General features: G+C 70.8%; 14 protein-coding genes and 1 riboswitch. Of the genes, 9 read left to right on the top strand and 5 right to left on the bottom strand.

The genetic code is table 11. The features are described from left to right. Positions 1-12: 12 nt before the first annotated feature. The 4 genes from Ari01nite_RS30815 to Ari01nite_RS30800 form a co-directional block, all read right to left on the bottom strand. Positions 13-423 carry a hypothetical protein gene (locus Ari01nite_RS30815; RefSeq protein ID WP_203785729.1) on the bottom strand — a complete coding sequence of 137 codons (411 nt, stop codon included), beginning with the start codon at positions 421-423 and terminating at the stop codon, positions 13-15. A gap of 97 nt (positions 424-520) precedes the next feature. Then, positions 521-1,279: an AfsR/SARP family transcriptional regulator gene (locus tag Ari01nite_RS30810; protein ID WP_203785728.1), complete on the bottom strand. Its 759-nt coding sequence runs from the start codon at positions 1,277-1,279 to the stop codon at positions 521-523. A gap of 389 nt (positions 1,280-1,668) precedes the next feature. Beyond that, the gene (locus tag Ari01nite_RS30805; protein WP_203785727.1) at positions 1,669-2,874 is read right to left on the bottom strand and encodes a chymotrypsin family serine protease; all 1,206 of its coding nucleotides are present in this window, start codon (positions 2,872-2,874) and stop codon (positions 1,669-1,671) included. Positions 2,875-2,898: 24 nt separating this feature from the next. Continuing rightward, positions 2,899-3,756, bottom strand: coding sequence for a dihydrodipicolinate synthase family protein (locus Ari01nite_RS30800; protein WP_203785726.1), 858 nt, complete (start codon positions 3,754-3,756; stop codon positions 2,899-2,901). A gap of 166 nt (positions 3,757-3,922) precedes the next feature. Between Ari01nite_RS30800 and Ari01nite_RS30795 the strand changes: the two genes are divergently transcribed. The 7 genes from Ari01nite_RS30795 to Ari01nite_RS30765 all read left to right on the top strand — a co-directional run bounded on the left by Ari01nite_RS30795 (position 3,923) and on the right by Ari01nite_RS30765 (position 12,031). Next, positions 3,923-4,927: a LacI family DNA-binding transcriptional regulator gene (locus Ari01nite_RS30795; protein ID WP_203785725.1), complete on the top strand. Its 1,005-nt coding sequence runs from the start codon at positions 3,923-3,925 to the stop codon at positions 4,925-4,927. Continuing rightward, positions 4,924-6,171, top strand: coding sequence for an extracellular solute-binding protein (locus Ari01nite_RS30790; protein WP_203785724.1), 1,248 nt, complete (start codon positions 4,924-4,926; stop codon positions 6,169-6,171). The genes Ari01nite_RS30795 and Ari01nite_RS30790 overlap by 4 nt, the downstream gene beginning before the upstream one ends. Before the next feature lies 1 nt (position 6,172). Continuing rightward, entirely contained in the window at positions 6,173-7,060 is an 888-nt protein-coding gene (locus Ari01nite_RS30785; RefSeq protein ID WP_203785723.1) for a carbohydrate ABC transporter permease, read from the top strand. Further along, the gene (locus tag Ari01nite_RS30780; RefSeq protein ID WP_203785722.1) at positions 7,047-7,874 is read left to right on the top strand and encodes a carbohydrate ABC transporter permease; all 828 of its coding nucleotides are present in this window, start codon (positions 7,047-7,049) and stop codon (positions 7,872-7,874) included. Before Ari01nite_RS30785 ends, Ari01nite_RS30780 begins: the two co-directional genes overlap by 14 nt. A gap of 10 nt (positions 7,875-7,884) precedes the next feature. Next, a complete protein-coding gene (locus Ari01nite_RS30775; RefSeq protein WP_239163175.1) occupies positions 7,885-9,390 on the top strand; it encodes a glucoamylase family protein in 1,506 nt (501 codons plus the stop codon). Further along, positions 9,387-11,480 (top strand): GH39 family glycosyl hydrolase, encoded by a 2,094-nt coding sequence (locus Ari01nite_RS30770; protein WP_239163174.1) that lies wholly within the window; start codon positions 9,387-9,389, stop codon positions 11,478-11,480. Before Ari01nite_RS30775 ends, Ari01nite_RS30770 begins: the two co-directional genes overlap by 4 nt. 143 nt (positions 11,481-11,623) lie before the next feature. Further along, on the top strand, positions 11,624-12,031 hold the full coding sequence (locus Ari01nite_RS30765; RefSeq protein WP_203785721.1) for a GNAT family N-acetyltransferase: 408 nt from the start codon (positions 11,624-11,626) through the stop codon (positions 12,029-12,031). 49 nt (positions 12,032-12,080) lie between these two features. Here the strand turns inward: Ari01nite_RS30765 and mycP are convergent, their stop codons facing one another. Further along, positions 12,081-13,277 (bottom strand): type VII secretion-associated serine protease mycosin, encoded by a 1,197-nt coding sequence (gene mycP, locus Ari01nite_RS30760; protein ID WP_438872250.1) that lies wholly within the window; start codon positions 13,275-13,277, stop codon positions 12,081-12,083. Positions 13,278-13,390: 113 nt separating this feature from the next. After that, a riboswitch (adenosylcobalamin (AdoCbl) riboswitch) is annotated at positions 13,391-13,537 on the top strand. A 7-nt stretch (positions 13,538-13,544) separates the two neighbouring features. Here mycP and Ari01nite_RS30755 point away from each other — a divergent pair. Beyond that, positions 13,545-13,748 (top strand): CbtB domain-containing protein, encoded by a 204-nt coding sequence (locus tag Ari01nite_RS30755; RefSeq protein ID WP_203785719.1) that lies wholly within the window; start codon positions 13,545-13,547, stop codon positions 13,746-13,748. Further along, the gene (locus Ari01nite_RS30750; RefSeq protein ID WP_203785718.1) at positions 13,739-14,491 is read left to right on the top strand and encodes a CbtA family protein; all 753 of its coding nucleotides are present in this window, start codon (positions 13,739-13,741) and stop codon (positions 14,489-14,491) included. The genes Ari01nite_RS30755 and Ari01nite_RS30750 overlap by 10 nt, the downstream gene beginning before the upstream one ends. The last annotated feature ends 164 nt before the right edge of the window (positions 14,492-14,655 follow it).

The raw sequence follows: 14,655 nt of genomic DNA, 5'->3' as shown, positions 1-14,655 counted from the left end.
AGCGGGATCGCGTCAGCACTCCCACCACATCGACGTGACCTGGTCGTTGTAGGAGGTGCCGGCCGCGTCGTACTTGCCGCCTCCCGGTGCCGCCCAGATTGCCCACGTGCTGTTCGTGCCGGTGTGGTTGCCCCACATGGCGATGCAACTCGTTCCGTTGTTCTGGAAAGAGGTGCCGTTGTCGTCGACCTCGGTACCGCTGGCGTTGATGAAGTAGTTGCCACGGAGGTCGCGGTCGGTGCCCTCGTAGTCCCAGATGCCCTGCGACGCGACATGGCGGGTGTTTTTGTAGATGCACCCCTCCGACGACTCGCAACTGCCGTTGAAGTTCGTGTTCGCCGAGGCGGGACCGGCGATGCCGAGCACGACGGCGGCGGACGCGAAAAACGTCGCAGCGGCCACTGCGGACCAGCGTTTGTGCATTGTCGTTCTCCTCCCGTGCGGAGCACGTGCGGCTCCATCTAGCCGAGAAGTCTCGACACCCCGGGTAAGGCGGCATGACACCCGCGCGTAGGTAACGCTATGCATGTGCGCTATTACTGAGGGCGATCAGAGCCAGGAGTTGCTCCGGCGCCCGCTCGTCGAGCAGGGCGCGCTGCAACGCCTCCAGACCGGCGGACTGAAGGCCCGTCTCCTCGACCAGGTGGTGACGGGCTCGCCGGAACGTCCCGCCGGCCGCCTCCACCAGCCGGCCGCTGAGCGCCTCGGCGACCATCAGCTGCAACCAGAAGCGCTCCCGCTCCGGGTGCAGCTCGACGAGGCTCCGCAGCCGCGGCAGCGCCAGGTCGGCCCGGCCGGACGACAGCCAGGCCTGCCCCAGCGTCTCCTCCGCCTGGCACCGCAGCTCCTCCAGGTACGCCGCCTCCGCTCGGAGTACCAGGACGTCCACCACGTCAGGCATGGCATCGGTATCTCGCCACAGAGCCAGCGCCGCCTCGGCGGCCCGGATGGCGCCCATGGCGTCGTCCGGCAACCGCTGACGCGCCTCGGCCAGCAGCGCGCGGAACATCCAGGCGTCGACCCGGCACCGCTCCGGCACGATGCGGTAACCGGCCGAGATCCGGTCGAACAGCGCGTCACCCCCGAACGCGCCCCGCAACACCCGAAGGTGCGACCGCACCATCTGCGCGGCCCGCAACGGCGCGTCGTCGCCCCACACCCGCCGCACCAGTTGCTCGGTGGTGAGCGGCCGCCCGGCCGCCACAGTCAACAGCGCGAGAACCTTGCGGCACTGCAATTGCAGCGTCACCCTGAAGCCGACGGCATCGACGATTTCCATCTGCCCCAGCAGCCGAATCTGGGGTGTGCCGACTTCCGTGCGGAATGATTCAAACTTCAACCGCCCACTCATGCAGTAACTCCTCATTGGATCCGCGACGCCGCCACGGACAAAGATCGAGATGCACAAATAGCGATCGTATCGATCAAGTGCCGCGGCGTGGGGGCGAAGTCGCTTTCCCGACCAATGCGACAACTACGATCGGGCGCCGCCCCGAATTGACCACCGTACGGAATTTCGGAACCAATCATGATCTGCCAAAATGATCACCCGCACAATTCGCCGTGAGTTGCAACTCTATTATTCAGAGGCGTTGGACGGGGAATTCGCAGCGGTTGTGTCGGTTGGCCCGGCGGCTCCCGCAGCGGGAGCCGCCGGGCGGCAGTGGTTCAGCAGATGGTCGCGTCGGAGCAGACTCGCAGGGTGCCGAGCTCCGCCTGGACGCTGCTCAGCGGGCTGAAGTAGCTGCGCTGCTGCGGCGGCACCGCGTCGTTGGGGCCGATCCCCCAGTGGATGCCGATCAGTGCGACGGTGTTCTGGTCCGCGTTGAGGATCTCGAAGACCGGGGCGCCGCTGTCGCCCAGCTCCGCCTTGTAGGTGGCCATGCTCTGGCAGAACAGGGTGGTCGGAATGGTGGTGTCGCGCGGGTTCAGGTCTACACAGGCGTTGGTCACGGTACCGGCGGTGCGGCCGGTGGTCTGGCCGACCTTCGTGACGTTGCGGCCGATCGCCGTTTCCCGGATGCCGACGATCCGGAACGTGTCGGTGCCGTTCCAGATCGTGCTGTTCAGCGGCGGGCGGGCGATGTGGCCCTGGCTGAGCCCCACGCCGGCGGTCCCGGCCACGAAGTTGGAGTCGCTCCGGCGGCATTTGCGGCCCGGCGGGCAGGCGATGCTGGCGGTGTACGCGGGGTCGGCGGTCTCGGAGCCGACCACCTTGCTGCCGTCGACCGGCTTGTTGGGCTGCCAGTATTTGCCGGAGTCCATCACGCCGGGCTGGGTCGAGCAGTGCGAGTTGGTCACGAACCCGCTCACCCCGGCGCGCTGCGCGATGAAGCCCAGGCTGCAGAACTTCTCGCCGAACCGGATCTTGAGGCCGCCGCGCAGCGGCCTGGCCTCGTCGCCGAGCGTGCGGGTGATCGGGCCGTTCCGGGTCAACCTGACCGCCGGCCGGGGCACGCCGAGACGGGCCAGCCCGGCGGTGACGGCGGGACCGTCCCGGCCGGTGTCCTCGACGCCGACCTCCAGCCGGTTGGTGCGCTCGTCGATGTCCAGCGTGGTCACGCCGGGCAGCGCCAGCAGCGCGCGGGTGGCGTCCCGCCAGGCGACCAGCTGGGCGAACGTGTAGTCGGCCCGGTGCACGAGCCGGCCGCTCGCCGCGGGCCGGGTCGACCAGACGTGGGTGGCGCCGTCGTCGTCCACGTACGAGCCGCCGAAGGTGGGCACGTCCGAATTGGCGGCCAGTTTCTGCCGGTCGAGGTCCCAGACGGGTGCGGCCGCTTCGCTCTGCGCGCTGCCGGACCCCGGTAACGCCACCACGGTCGCGGCGGTGGCGGCGGTCAACCCCGCGAGCAGTACATAGGTGAGTCGTCTCATGGGCCGCAGCGTGCGGGGTCGCCTTCACCGCATCTGCATCAGTCCTGCATCGATGGCGCCCGGACCGGCCGGCAGCAGCGGAAGCCGGACCGCGGCGGTGGGTATCCGGCCCCGCGCGGCCAGCACGCCCTTGATGACGGTGGGGTTGGGCCCGGCGAACAGGGCCGCGGACAACCGCGCCAGCCGATGGCCCAGCGGCCGGGCCGTCGCGACGTCGCCGGCCCGCCAGGCCTCGATCAGGGCGGCGAAGTCGGCGGTGCACACGTGCGCGGAGGCCAGCACCGCACCGGCCGCGCCGAGGGCCAGCAGCGGCGAGATCACCACGTCGTCGCCGCCAAGCACGGCGAAGCCCGGCGGCACGTCGGCCATCAGGTCGATCACGTCGGCGTCGATGCCGCCCGCCGACAGCTTGATGCCGGCCACGCCGTCGATCGCGGCCAGCCGGCGCAGCGCGGCCGCCGACATCGGCTGGGCAGTGCGATAGGGCACGTGGTACGCGACCAGCGGCACCGGGCTGGCGGCGGCGAGCGCGGCGAAATGCGCCAGCACACCCTCCTCGCCGGGGCGCAGGAACGGCGGGACCAGGCTGAGCGCGGCCACCACGGCCGGCCGGTCGGCGAGGATGCGCAGCTGGTCGGGGTCGTTCGCGCCGACGATCAGCGGCGCCTGCCACTCCCGGCACACCGCGGCGAGCAGGTCGAGCACGTCGCGCCGCTCCCCGGCGGAGAGCGCGGACGGCTCGGCGGTGGTGCCGAGGGCGACCAGCCCGGTGGCGCCGGCCCCGAGGGTGTCGCGGGCGAGCGCTTCGAGCGCGGAGAAGGCAACGGCTCCGCTGGCGTCGAACGGTGTGATCATCGGAACGAATAAGCCGGTCAGAAGCATGTGCTCACAGTGCGGCAAGCACACCCATAAGGTCCATTTAGTTTTTCTCGATGATTGTTAAGCACAGCTCAGCTGTCGGCCATGAACACTTTGGCGGAAGTGGCTCATGATGCACCCGCCCGGCTGCCGAGTTTCGGGGCCATGACGGCCGGGTTACGGTCCGCCGATGGCGATGAAAGCGCTTTCAAGGGCCACCATCTACCAGGTGGCCCAGCTCGCGGGCGTCTCCATCGCCACGGTCTCGCGGGCTCTGCGGGACTCCGATCTGGTCACTCAGGCGACCCGGGAACGGGTGCTGGCGGCCGCCCGGGAGCTGCGGTTCACGCCCAGCCGGCCGGCCCGGTCGCTGGCCGAGGGTCGGCACGCGGCCAACGGGATCGTGTTTCCGGACCTGGTCGGGCCGTACTACGCCGAGGTGGTGCTCGGGTACGAGGCGGCGGCCGCCGGGTTCGGCAGTTCGGTGCTGATCCTGGCGACCAACGGGCGGCCGGACGCCGAGCAGGCCGTGCGCGACCTGGCCGGCCGGGTCGACGGGCTGACCGTGATGGGGCAGACCGTCGGCGACGACGTCGTCGACGAACTGCAGGCCACCGGGTTGCCGCTGGTGCTGCTGGCCCGCGACCCGGTGCCGGGGGTGGACACGGTGCGGGCGCAGAACACCCGGACCGCCCGGGAACTGGCCGGGCATCTGGTCGCGCACGGGCACCGGAAGTTCGTGTTCCTCGGCGACCCGGGCAGCGCGCCGGACATCGCGGGTCGCTACGCGGGGGTGCAGGCCGGGTTGACCGCGGCGGGCGTCGCGCGCGCTCACCTCGTACCCCTGCCTGGTTTTGATCTTGAAGTTGGCGAAGCCGCGGACATCGGGGACGCGGACGCTGTGGTCTGCGCGAACGACGAGATCGCGCTGGGTGTGCTGCTGGCTGCCGAGCGGGCCGGTCGCCGGGTGCCCGAGGACCTGGCCGTGACCGGCTGGGACGACCTGCTCGCGGCCCGGTTCGCCGGGCTGACCACCGTCCGCCAACCCATGCGTGAACTCGGCGCGACCGCCGCGCGCTGGCTCCACCGGCGGATCACCCAGCCCGGCGCCGGCGCGAAACGGCGGATCCTGCCCACCCAGCTGGTCGTGCGACGCAGCTGCGGCTCCCACCCCCCGGAGGAGGTTGCGACATGAGAAAGCGAATGATCGCCGTCGCCGCGTGTGCGGCGCTGGCACTGGGCGGCTGCGGCCGCGACACCGGCGGCAACTCCGACACCGCCAAGGCGGTCGGCGAAGGCAAGGCCACCGGCGAGATCACCGTGTGGGCGATGGGCACCGAGGGCGAGAAGCTCGGCGAGTTCGCCAAGGCGTTCACCGCGGAGAACCCGGACGCCAAGGTCACCGTGACGCCGGTGCCGTGGGACGCGGCCACCCAGAAGCTCACCGGTGCGATCGCGGCGAAGCAGACCCCGGACGTGTCGATGATCGGCACCACCATGCAGGGCGGGCTGGCCAAGACCGGCGCGCTCGACCCGACCCCGGCCGACCTGTTCCCGAAGGACACCTACTTCCCGGGCGCCTGGGACACGACCGTGGTGGACGGCACGTCGTACGGCGTCCCCTGGTATGTCGAGACCCGCGGCATCTTCTACCGCACGGACCTGGCCGCCAAGGCCGGCTTCCCGGACGGGCCGAAGACGTGGGCCGACCTGCACGCGATGGCCGCGGCGATGAAGTCGAAGGCCGGCGCGAAATGGGGCCTGAACATCCAGCCCGGCAAGACCGGCAGCTGGCAGTCGGTGCTGCCGTTCGGCTGGTCCAACGGCGCCGAGATCACCGACGGCAGGCAGTACACGTTCGACACCCCGGCCATGGCCGAGGCGCTGACCTACTACCAGTCCTTCTTCAAGGAACAACTGGCGCCGGCGAACCTGGCGCAGGGCGCGCTCGAGCCGGCCTTCGTCAAGGGCGAGATCGGCGCGTTCATGTCCGGGCCCTGGCACGTCGGCATCATCAACGAGCAGGGCGGGGAGGGCACGTACGCGGTCGCGCCGATGCCGGTCGGCAAGTCGTCCACCTCGTTCATCGGCGGCAGCAACATCGCGGTCTTCAAGGACGCGAAGAACCGCGACGCCGCCTGGAAGTTCCTGGCCTGGCTCAGCAAGCCGGACGTGCAGGTGAAGTGGTACCAGACGGTCAGCGACCTGCCGGCCGTGCAGTCCGCGTGGCAGGACCCGGCGCTGACCGGCGACCCGATGCTCAAGGTGTTCGGCGAGCAGCTCAAGTCGGCCAAGGCGCCGCCGGCGTTCCCGACCTGGGACCAGGTGGCGGCGGCGTTCGACGTCGAGGTGGAGAAGGTCTGCGTGGGCGGTGCCGACCCGGCCGCCGCGCTCAAGGCGATCCAGCAGCAGGCCACGGCCATCGGGACCGGGGCCTGAGGTGAACCGGTGGCGGCGGGCGGTCACCGGCTGGTCGTTCGCGGCCCCGTTCACCGTGTTGTTCCTGGTGTTCGCGCTGCTGCCGGTGGTGGCGTCGCTGCTGATGAGCGTGACCGACCTGCGCGCCACCGACCTGCGCAACCCGTTCGCGGTCAACTTCGTCGGCCTGGACAACTACACCCGGCTGTTCGGCGACGCCCTGTTCCGCAAGGCCGCGGTCAACACGCTGATCTTCGTGGTGTTCGGGGTGCCGCTCACCATCGTGGTGGCACTCGCCGCGGCGAACGCGCTGAACTCGGGGCTGATCCGGTTGCGGGCACTGTTCCGGGTCGGCTTCTACCTCCCGGTGGTCACCAGCATCGTGGCCATCGCGGTGGTGTGGCGCTTCCTGCTCGACCCGGAGGCCGGCCTGGTCGACAACCTGCTGTCCCTGGTCGGCGTGGACGGCCCGAACTGGCTGGGCGACACGAGCACCTCGCTCGGCTCGATCACGGTCATGGCGACCTGGCGCAACTTCGGTTCCCTCATGATCATATTTCTGGCTGCATTGCAGGCCATCCCCCTTGAGCTGTACGAGGCGGCCACGCTCGACGGTGCCGGCCGGTGGCAGCAGTTCCGGCGTTTGACGCTGCCGTTGATGCGGCCGGTGCTGCTGTTCGGGGCGGTGATCACCGGCATCGGTTATCTCCAGCTGTTCGAGGAGCCGCTGGTGATGACGCAGGGCGGGCCGCTGTCGTCGACCCTGTCCGTGTCGTACCACATCTACAACCAGTTCGGGTTCGGCAACTACGGCTACGCGGCGGCCGCCTCGTACGTGCTCTTCGTGGCGATCGTGGCGTTGTCCGTGCTCCAGTTCCGGCTGCTGGGGGCGCGCGATGACAAGGCGTGACCGCATCGCTCAGCTCGTCCTGTACGCGATCCTGGTGGCCGGCCTGCTCGTGGTGGTGGGCCCGTTCCTCTGGATGGCGCTGTCCTCGCTGAAGCCGGAGGCCGAGATCCGCGCGGTGCCGCCGACCTGGTGGCCGCACACGTTCACGCTGGACAACTACCGGGACCTGTTCGCCCGGCTGGACTTCCCGCAGTACTTCGCGAACTCGGCGCTCGTGGCGGTGCTGGTGACGGCCGGCAACCTGCTGTTCTGCTCGCTGCTCGGCTACGCCCTGGCGAAGCTGAACTTCCCGGGCAGCCGGGCCCTGTTCCTGACCGTCCTGGGCATGCTGATGGTGCCCGGCATGGTGACGTTCGTGCCGCAGTTCGTGCTGGTCAGCAACCTGGGCCTGGCGAACACGTACGCGGGCCTGGTGTTGCCCTTCCTGGCCGGCCCGTTCGGCGTGTTCCTGATGCGCCAGTTCCTGCTCTCGATCCCCGACGACCTGATCGAGGCGGCCCGGGTCGACGGCGCCGGCGAGTGGCGGATCTTCTTCCGGGTGGTGCTGCCGCTGTGCCGCCCCGCCCTGGCCACGCTGGGCATCCTGACGTTCCTGAGCTCGTGGAACAACTTCCTGTGGCCGCTGGTCGTGGCCACCACCGACGACAAGTACACGCTTCCGGTCGCGCTCGCGCTCTACAGCATCGGGCAGAACCGCATCTACTTCGGCCTGCTGCTGGCGGGCGCGGTCGTGGTGGTGCTGCCCGTCCTGATCGTCTTCCTGGTGCTGCAGCGGCACATCCTGCGCGGGATAGCGACGACCGGCCTGAAGTGAGGAGATCGTGGTGAGACGTCTGCTCGTGCCCCTGCTGTCCTTGACCCTGGTTTTGTCCTCTGCCGGTGCGGCCGTTGCCGGCGGGCCCTCCTACGCCCGCGACACCTGGCGTTCCCTGGTCGCCATGACGTCCCCGGCAACGGGCCTGGTGGCAGACAATGTTTCAGGCGACTTATCCGTCAAGTCTCCCTATACATCGCCGACCAACATCGGCGGCTACATGTGGTCGGCGGTGGTGGCCCACGACCTCGGTCTGCTGTCCCGGCCCGAGTTGGTCCGGCGGGTCTCGCAGACCTTGGACACCCTGGCCCGCCTCGACCACCACGACGCGTCGGGCATGTTCTACAACTGGTACGACCCGCGCGACGGCTCGGTGATCACCACGTTCCCCGACGACGGCTCGACGGTGACCCCGTTCCTGTCCAGTGTCGACAACGGCTGGCTGGCGGCCGGCCTGCGGGTGGTGATGGGCGCGATCCCGCAGCTGCGCCCCGAGGCCGGCCGGATCCTGGCCGCGATGAACTTCGGCTTCTACTACAACCCGTCCGCGACCACCCCGTCCGGCACCAGCGGCCTGATCCGCGGCGGCTTCTGGGACTCGGAGCCACCGAACACCTGCTCGGTCCCGCAGAACGGCGTCTGGTTCACCTGCAACCACTACGACATCACGGTGACCGAGCCGCGCATCGCCACCTACCTGGGCATCGGCACCGGCCAGATCCCGCCGTCCGCGTACTTCGCCACCATGCGCACCCTGCCCGACAGCTGCGACTACGCCTGGCAGGAGATGCGGCCGCAGGGCTTCCAGGCGACGCACCTGGGCGTTTCGGTGTACGAGGGCTCCTACACCTACCGGGGCATCCGCTTCGTGCCGAGCTGGGGCGGCGACATGTTCGAGGCCCTGATGCCCGACCTGTTCGTCCCCGAGGCGGCGTGGGGCCCCCGAAGCTGGGGCCGCAACCACCCCGCGACCGTGGCCGCCCAGATCGAACACGGCCTGAACGACGCCGGCTACGGCTACTGGGGCTTCTCCCCGGCCTCGAACCCGTTCGGCGGCTACGCCGTCTACGGCGTCGACGCGATGGGCATGGACACCAACGGCTACCCGTCCGACGTAGAGGGCGGCCGCTACGACGCCGGCTTCGGCGACTGCCGCCCACCCGGTCCGCCCGCCGTCTACGGCGACGGCGTGGTGACCCCGCACGCGATGTTCCTGGCCCTGCCGTACGCGCGCCGCCCCGTCCTGGACGGCCTGGCGAGGCTCCGGAAGAACTTCGACGCCTACGGCCCCGGCGGCTTCTACGACGCCGTGGCCGTCCGCTCCGGAACGGTAGCCAAACGCTACCTCTCCCTAGACCAGTCCATGATCATGGGCGCCCTGGGCCGCGACGTGCTCCGCAAGTCCTTCGTGACCCCGGCGTTCGAGCGCGCCATCCGCCCGCTGCTGGCCCAGGAGACGTTCAACGTCCCGGCCGGCCAGCCGTTGCCCCAGTTGCGGGGCGGTGACGGGCGGTGACCTCCGAGGACAAGCAGCCCAGCCAGCCCGGTCGGCCCAGCCAGCCCGGTCAGCCCAGCCCAGGTGACCCGGGCGGCCCGGGCGGCCGGCTCAGCCCGGGCGGCGCTGAGGGTCAGGCGCGAGCGGACTGGGCCGCCCTCATGGGCGGCGGTGGCGCCCAGGACCGCGCCGCCGGCGAACCTGTGCGCGCCGACCTGCCGGCCCCGGGCGGCCTGACCGCGGTGCGGGGCCGCGGCCAGGTCACGCTCCGGTGGGATCCGGTCCCCGGCGCCATCGGCTACGCCGTGCACCGCGCCCCCACCGAACACGGCCCCTTCACCGTCGTCGACCACGGCGGCGGGGACGTGCTGGCCGTCCCGCACGGCCCGTATGCCGACACCACCCCGGGCCGCGGCGGCTGGTATGCGGTGGCCGCCTTGCAGACCGTCGTGGCGATCGGCCCGCTGTCCCGACCGGCCGCGACGGAGCCGACGTCGCCGCCCACCGCCTGGCCGCCCGGCCCGGCATCACCCGGAAATTCCATCCCGCACCATCCCGCACCTCCTTTCGCCACTCAGCCAATTCATCCGGAGTCTCCCTCTGACGCTGCGCCGGATCTGCCCGCGTCCCGGACATCGTTGCACCCCGGGCCGGCCCTCGACCCGTTGTCCACAACGCCACCCTTGTCCACAGACCCTGCCCCGCCCATCGTGGACATTTCCGTCACCGCCGCGGCGGAAGGCGTACCTCTCCATCGGGTTTGGCAGGACATGGTGGGTTCCGAACACCTCAGCCATCTCCTCTCCGCCGACCGGACCGGCGGCCGGGTGATCGGCGACGAGCTGCGGGAGGCACTAAGGCGGGTTCATGACGAGTTGGGCGTGCGGTCGGCGCGGGCGCACGGCATCCTCTGCGACGACCTGGGCGTCTACCGGGAGGTGAACGGCGAGCCCGGCCACGACTTCACCACCGTCGACCGCGTCTACGACACCATCCGGGAGCTCGGCATGGTGCCGGTCGTCGAATTCGGCTACATGCCGCGCGATCTGGCCGCCGATCCGTCGCGCACCGTTTTCACGTACCGCGGAATTATCTCGCCCCCGAAGGACTGGGCCCGCTGGGCGGACCTGGTCCGCGCGTTCACCCAGCACCTCGCCGACCGCTACGGCCTGGAGGAACTGCGGGAAAGCTGGCGATTCGAGGTGTGGAACGAGGCCAACCTCTCGGTGTTCTGGTCCGGGACGCCGGCCGAGTACTGGCGTCTCTACGAGGAGACCGCCCGCGCCGTCAAGGCGGTCGACCCCGCCCTGCTGGTCGGCGGGCCCGCGACGGCCGCGGTCGGCTGGATCGACGACCAGCTCCAGGTGGACGCCCCGGTCGACTTCCTGTCCACCCACGTCTACGGCACCCTGCCGCTCGACCTGCGCCCCTGGGCCGGCGGACGACCGATCCTGTGGACCGAGTGGGGCGTCACCGCCACCCACGGCAGCACGGTAAACGACAGCGTCTTCGCCGCCACGTTCCTGCTCTCCGGGATGCGCTCGGCGGCCGGCCGCCTGGACGCACTGGCCCCCTGGGTGGCGTCCGACCACTTCGAGGAGCTGGGCCGCCCGCCGCGGCTGCTGCACGGCGGCTTCGGCCTGCTCACCGTCGGCAACCTGGCGAAACCGAAGTTCTGGGCACTGTGGCTGGCGCAGCGCCTCGGCGAGACCGAACTGCCCGCGACCCTGACCGGCGACGGTGCGGGTAGTCTGGTGCAGGCATGGGCGTCCCGCCACCCCGACGGCACCCAGGCCGTTCTCGTGTGGAACGGCACCCTCGACCACGGCCGCGTGGCCGGCGCGAGCGAACTGGACCGCCGGGTGCGCCTGCAGACTGACCTGACCGCCGCGCACATCCTGCGCGTGTGGCGGGTAGACGCCGAACACGGGAACGTGGCCGCCCGCTGGCCCGCCGACCGTGATTGGCCGTCGGAGGCCGAGTGGGACGAGCTCACCGCGGCCGACGTTCTCGCCGAGGCCGAGCCGCCCCGCGCCGTCCTGCCCGGCGAGGATGTCGTGCTGCACCTGCCCAATCCCGGGATCGCCCTGCTGGAACTCCGCCCCTGTTGACCGTGCGGCTTTGTTCCTCGACGCCGGCCACGCCGCGTCACCCGCTGCCGCGAGATCGCCGACCTGGTGGCAGCGGACGGCCCCGACCGTGTGGCCTTCTGGCAACACCGCACCGAAGTGACCCGAACCTGGCAGAAGTCGCCATGTCCGTGCGGCTGAGAGTCCGTTTCCCGATCGACGACGCCCAGCTGAGCGAGTTGCACAACACCGCATTCAAAACCCCGGGCACCGTACGCCCCTGGGCCCGCCAGCTGGAACACCACGCGCTGACCTGGATAGGCGCTTTCCACGGCCCGGACCTGATCGGTTTCGTCCAGGTCGCCTGGGACGGCGGGCACCACGCCTTCCTGCTGGACACCGCAGTGCACCCCGCGTGGCAGCACCAGCGCATCGGCGCCGCCCTGGTCGAGGCGGCCACCACGGAGGCCAGAAAGGCAGGCTGCGACTGGCTGCACGTCGACTACGAACCCCACCTCACCCCGTTCTACGAACAGACCTGCGGCTTCCACCCCACCACCGCAGCCCTACGCCGCCTGTCCCCCATCCCTTGACCCCCGATCCACGCAGAAGTTTCCGGGGATGCAGCCGAGGCCGCCTCCGTCACTGTGGATCCGGCGTGGCGGGGCGCCACCCTCGCTGGCGGCCCCGGCGCATGATGAGGGCCACCACGCCCAGCAGCAGCGCCGCGACCATGCCGATGGCGCCGAACAGCATCGCCCGCTCCTCGCTGCGGGCCCGCCGGGCGGCCAGCGCCGCGGCCTCGGGATCGTTGCCGGACATCACCGCGGGCGGGCGCGGCGCCCGGGTGGCCGGGCCCAGCGACTCCGTCAGCGCCCGGTACGGATTGAGCAGGCCGTATCCGTAGTCGTCGCTCTTGTCGCCGCCGGGGGCCGGGTCGGCGGTGGCGGTCAGGCGGCGGAAGATCTCGTCGGGGGTGGCGTCCGGGAAGCGCTGTTTGATCAGGGCGACGGTGGCCGACACGAACGGGGCCGCGAAGCTGGTGCCCTGGACCACCGCGTGGCCGGTGCCCCGCCAGGCGACGGTGACGTTGTCGCCCACGGCGGCGATGTCGACGTATTTGCCGTGCTGCGAGTAGGTGGCCCGGGTGCCCTCGGCCGTGGTGGCGCCCACCCCGATCACGCCGTCGTAGGAGGCCGGGAACGGAACCGGGTTGCCGCCCTCGGCGGTCGCGTTGTTACCGGCGGCGGCCACCACGATGACGCCGGCGTCGACGGCGCGCTGGACGGCGCGTTTCACATCGGTGTTGTCGGTGGTCATCACGAGGGAGAGGTTGATCACGTCGGCGTCGGCCTGTTCGACCGCGAAGTCGATCGCGTCGGCGAACTGTTTCGGGGTGCCGCGTTCGCCGACGGCCTCGCCGTCGATCTCCTGCTGCTCGCTGATCCGGATCGGCACGATGGTGGCGTCGGGAGCCAGGCCCTGGAAGCCGGTGTCCTGGCTCGGCCCGGCCGCGATCAGGCTGGCCACCGCGGTGCCGTGGCCGACGCAGTCCTGCCGGCCGGAGTTGTCGTTGTGCAGGAAGTCGGCGCCCTTGTCGACCTTGTCGCCCAGCTGGGCGTGGTCGGCGTCCACTCCGGAGTCGATCACCGCGACCCGGACGCCGGCGCCGGTGGCCAGGGGCGCGAGCCGCTTCGGCGCGTACATCTGATCCTCGATGGGCACGCCCTTGGTGACCGGGTTTTTCGGCTCGGGCGACTCGCACACGTTGGCCGCGCGGGCCGGCACCGGCGTCAGCAGCACCGCCGACACCGCCACCGCCGCGGCTGCCACCCGCACCCACCGCATCGTGTTCCACCCCCGGTTCAAGTGATTCGGGTGGATGGTACCGAGGGGGTGCGACGGTCAGGGGGCCCGCCCGGTTGTGCCCGGACAGCGCCCGCCGCTAGGTTGTGGCTACCAAACCTGCGGCGTCGTGAGGGAAACCGGTGAGAGTCCGGTGCGGTCGCGCCACTGTGAACGGGAGATCCGTCCCGTGAGTCAGGACGCTCACGCGTCGCAGCCTGTCGAACGGGACGCGTCATCCCGCTAGGAGGTTCTCGCGCCATGCCCAAGGCTCACCCGGCACAGCCGCTCGCCACGCCTGCCGTCTCCCCCCGCCTGCTCGGCACCGCTCTCGCGGTGGTCGCCGTCATGCTGCTGCTCAGCTACCTGGTGGCGTTCGACCAGGGCGCCGTCTCGCAGAGCGGCACGTGGCTGCACGAACTCATGCACGACGGCCGGCACCTGCTCGGCGTCCCGTGCCACTGAGCGCCGGCCCGACCGCGCCCGGATACGGCGCGCTGCTGCTACGAGGCCTGCTCGCGGGCCTGATCGCCGGCCTGCTGGCGGGCGTGTTCGCCTACACGGTCGGCGAGCCCAACGTGGACGCCGCGATCGCGATCGAGGAAGCCGCGGCCGGCGGCGACCATCACGGCGACGAGGCCGCGGTCAGCCGCGACGGGCAACGCGCCGGACTGTTTCTCGCCACCGGCCTGTACGGCGCCGCGATGGGCGGCCTGCTCGCCACCGCGTACACCCTCCTGCGCCGGCGCCTGCGCACCCCGAGTGACACCCGCGCCGCCCTCGGCCTCGCCGGGGCGGCACTGCTCGGCATCGTGATCGTGCCGTTCCTCAAGTACCCGCCGAATCCGCCCGCGGTCGGCGACCCGGCCACCATCAACCAGCGCACCATCAGCTACCTGGCGCTGCTCGTGATCGGCCTGGTCGCGGTCTGGGCCGCCGTGGTCGCCGCCCGCACCCAGCAGGTCGAGTGGCGTCAGGCGGCCGGCGCCGCGGCTGCGTTCCTGGTGGTCGCCGGCATCGGTTATGCGCTGCTGCCGAGAATCGACGAGGTGGGCAGCGACTTCCCGCCGAGCCTGCTCTGGAACTTCCGGATCGCGTCACTGGGCACCCAGGCGGTGCTGTGGTCGGTGCTGGGCCTCGCGTTCGCGGCCCTGCTCACCGCCCGCCGCCCGGCCGCACAGCCACACCGCGAAGCGGTTTCCTCCTGAGGCTGAGGGGCGCCTGCGCGGGTGCCCCTCAGCAATGCGCCATGTGCGTAAAGGCGTTGGGGTTGAATGCGGCATTCATCCCCACTCAGTCCAGTTTCTTTCCGCCTCCACGTATTGCTTCCGTGTGGGGTCGGGCACGTACGGTTACGTGAGTGAGGTTGCCT

Origin of the sequence: Paractinoplanes rishiriensis (assembly GCF_016862375.1) — a bacterium.
GTDB classification, from domain to species: domain Bacteria; phylum Actinomycetota; class Actinomycetes; order Mycobacteriales; family Micromonosporaceae; genus Actinoplanes; species Actinoplanes rishiriensis.
The sequence above is the reverse complement of the archived record's forward strand: the minus strand, read 5'-3'. Positions and strand labels throughout refer to the sequence as shown.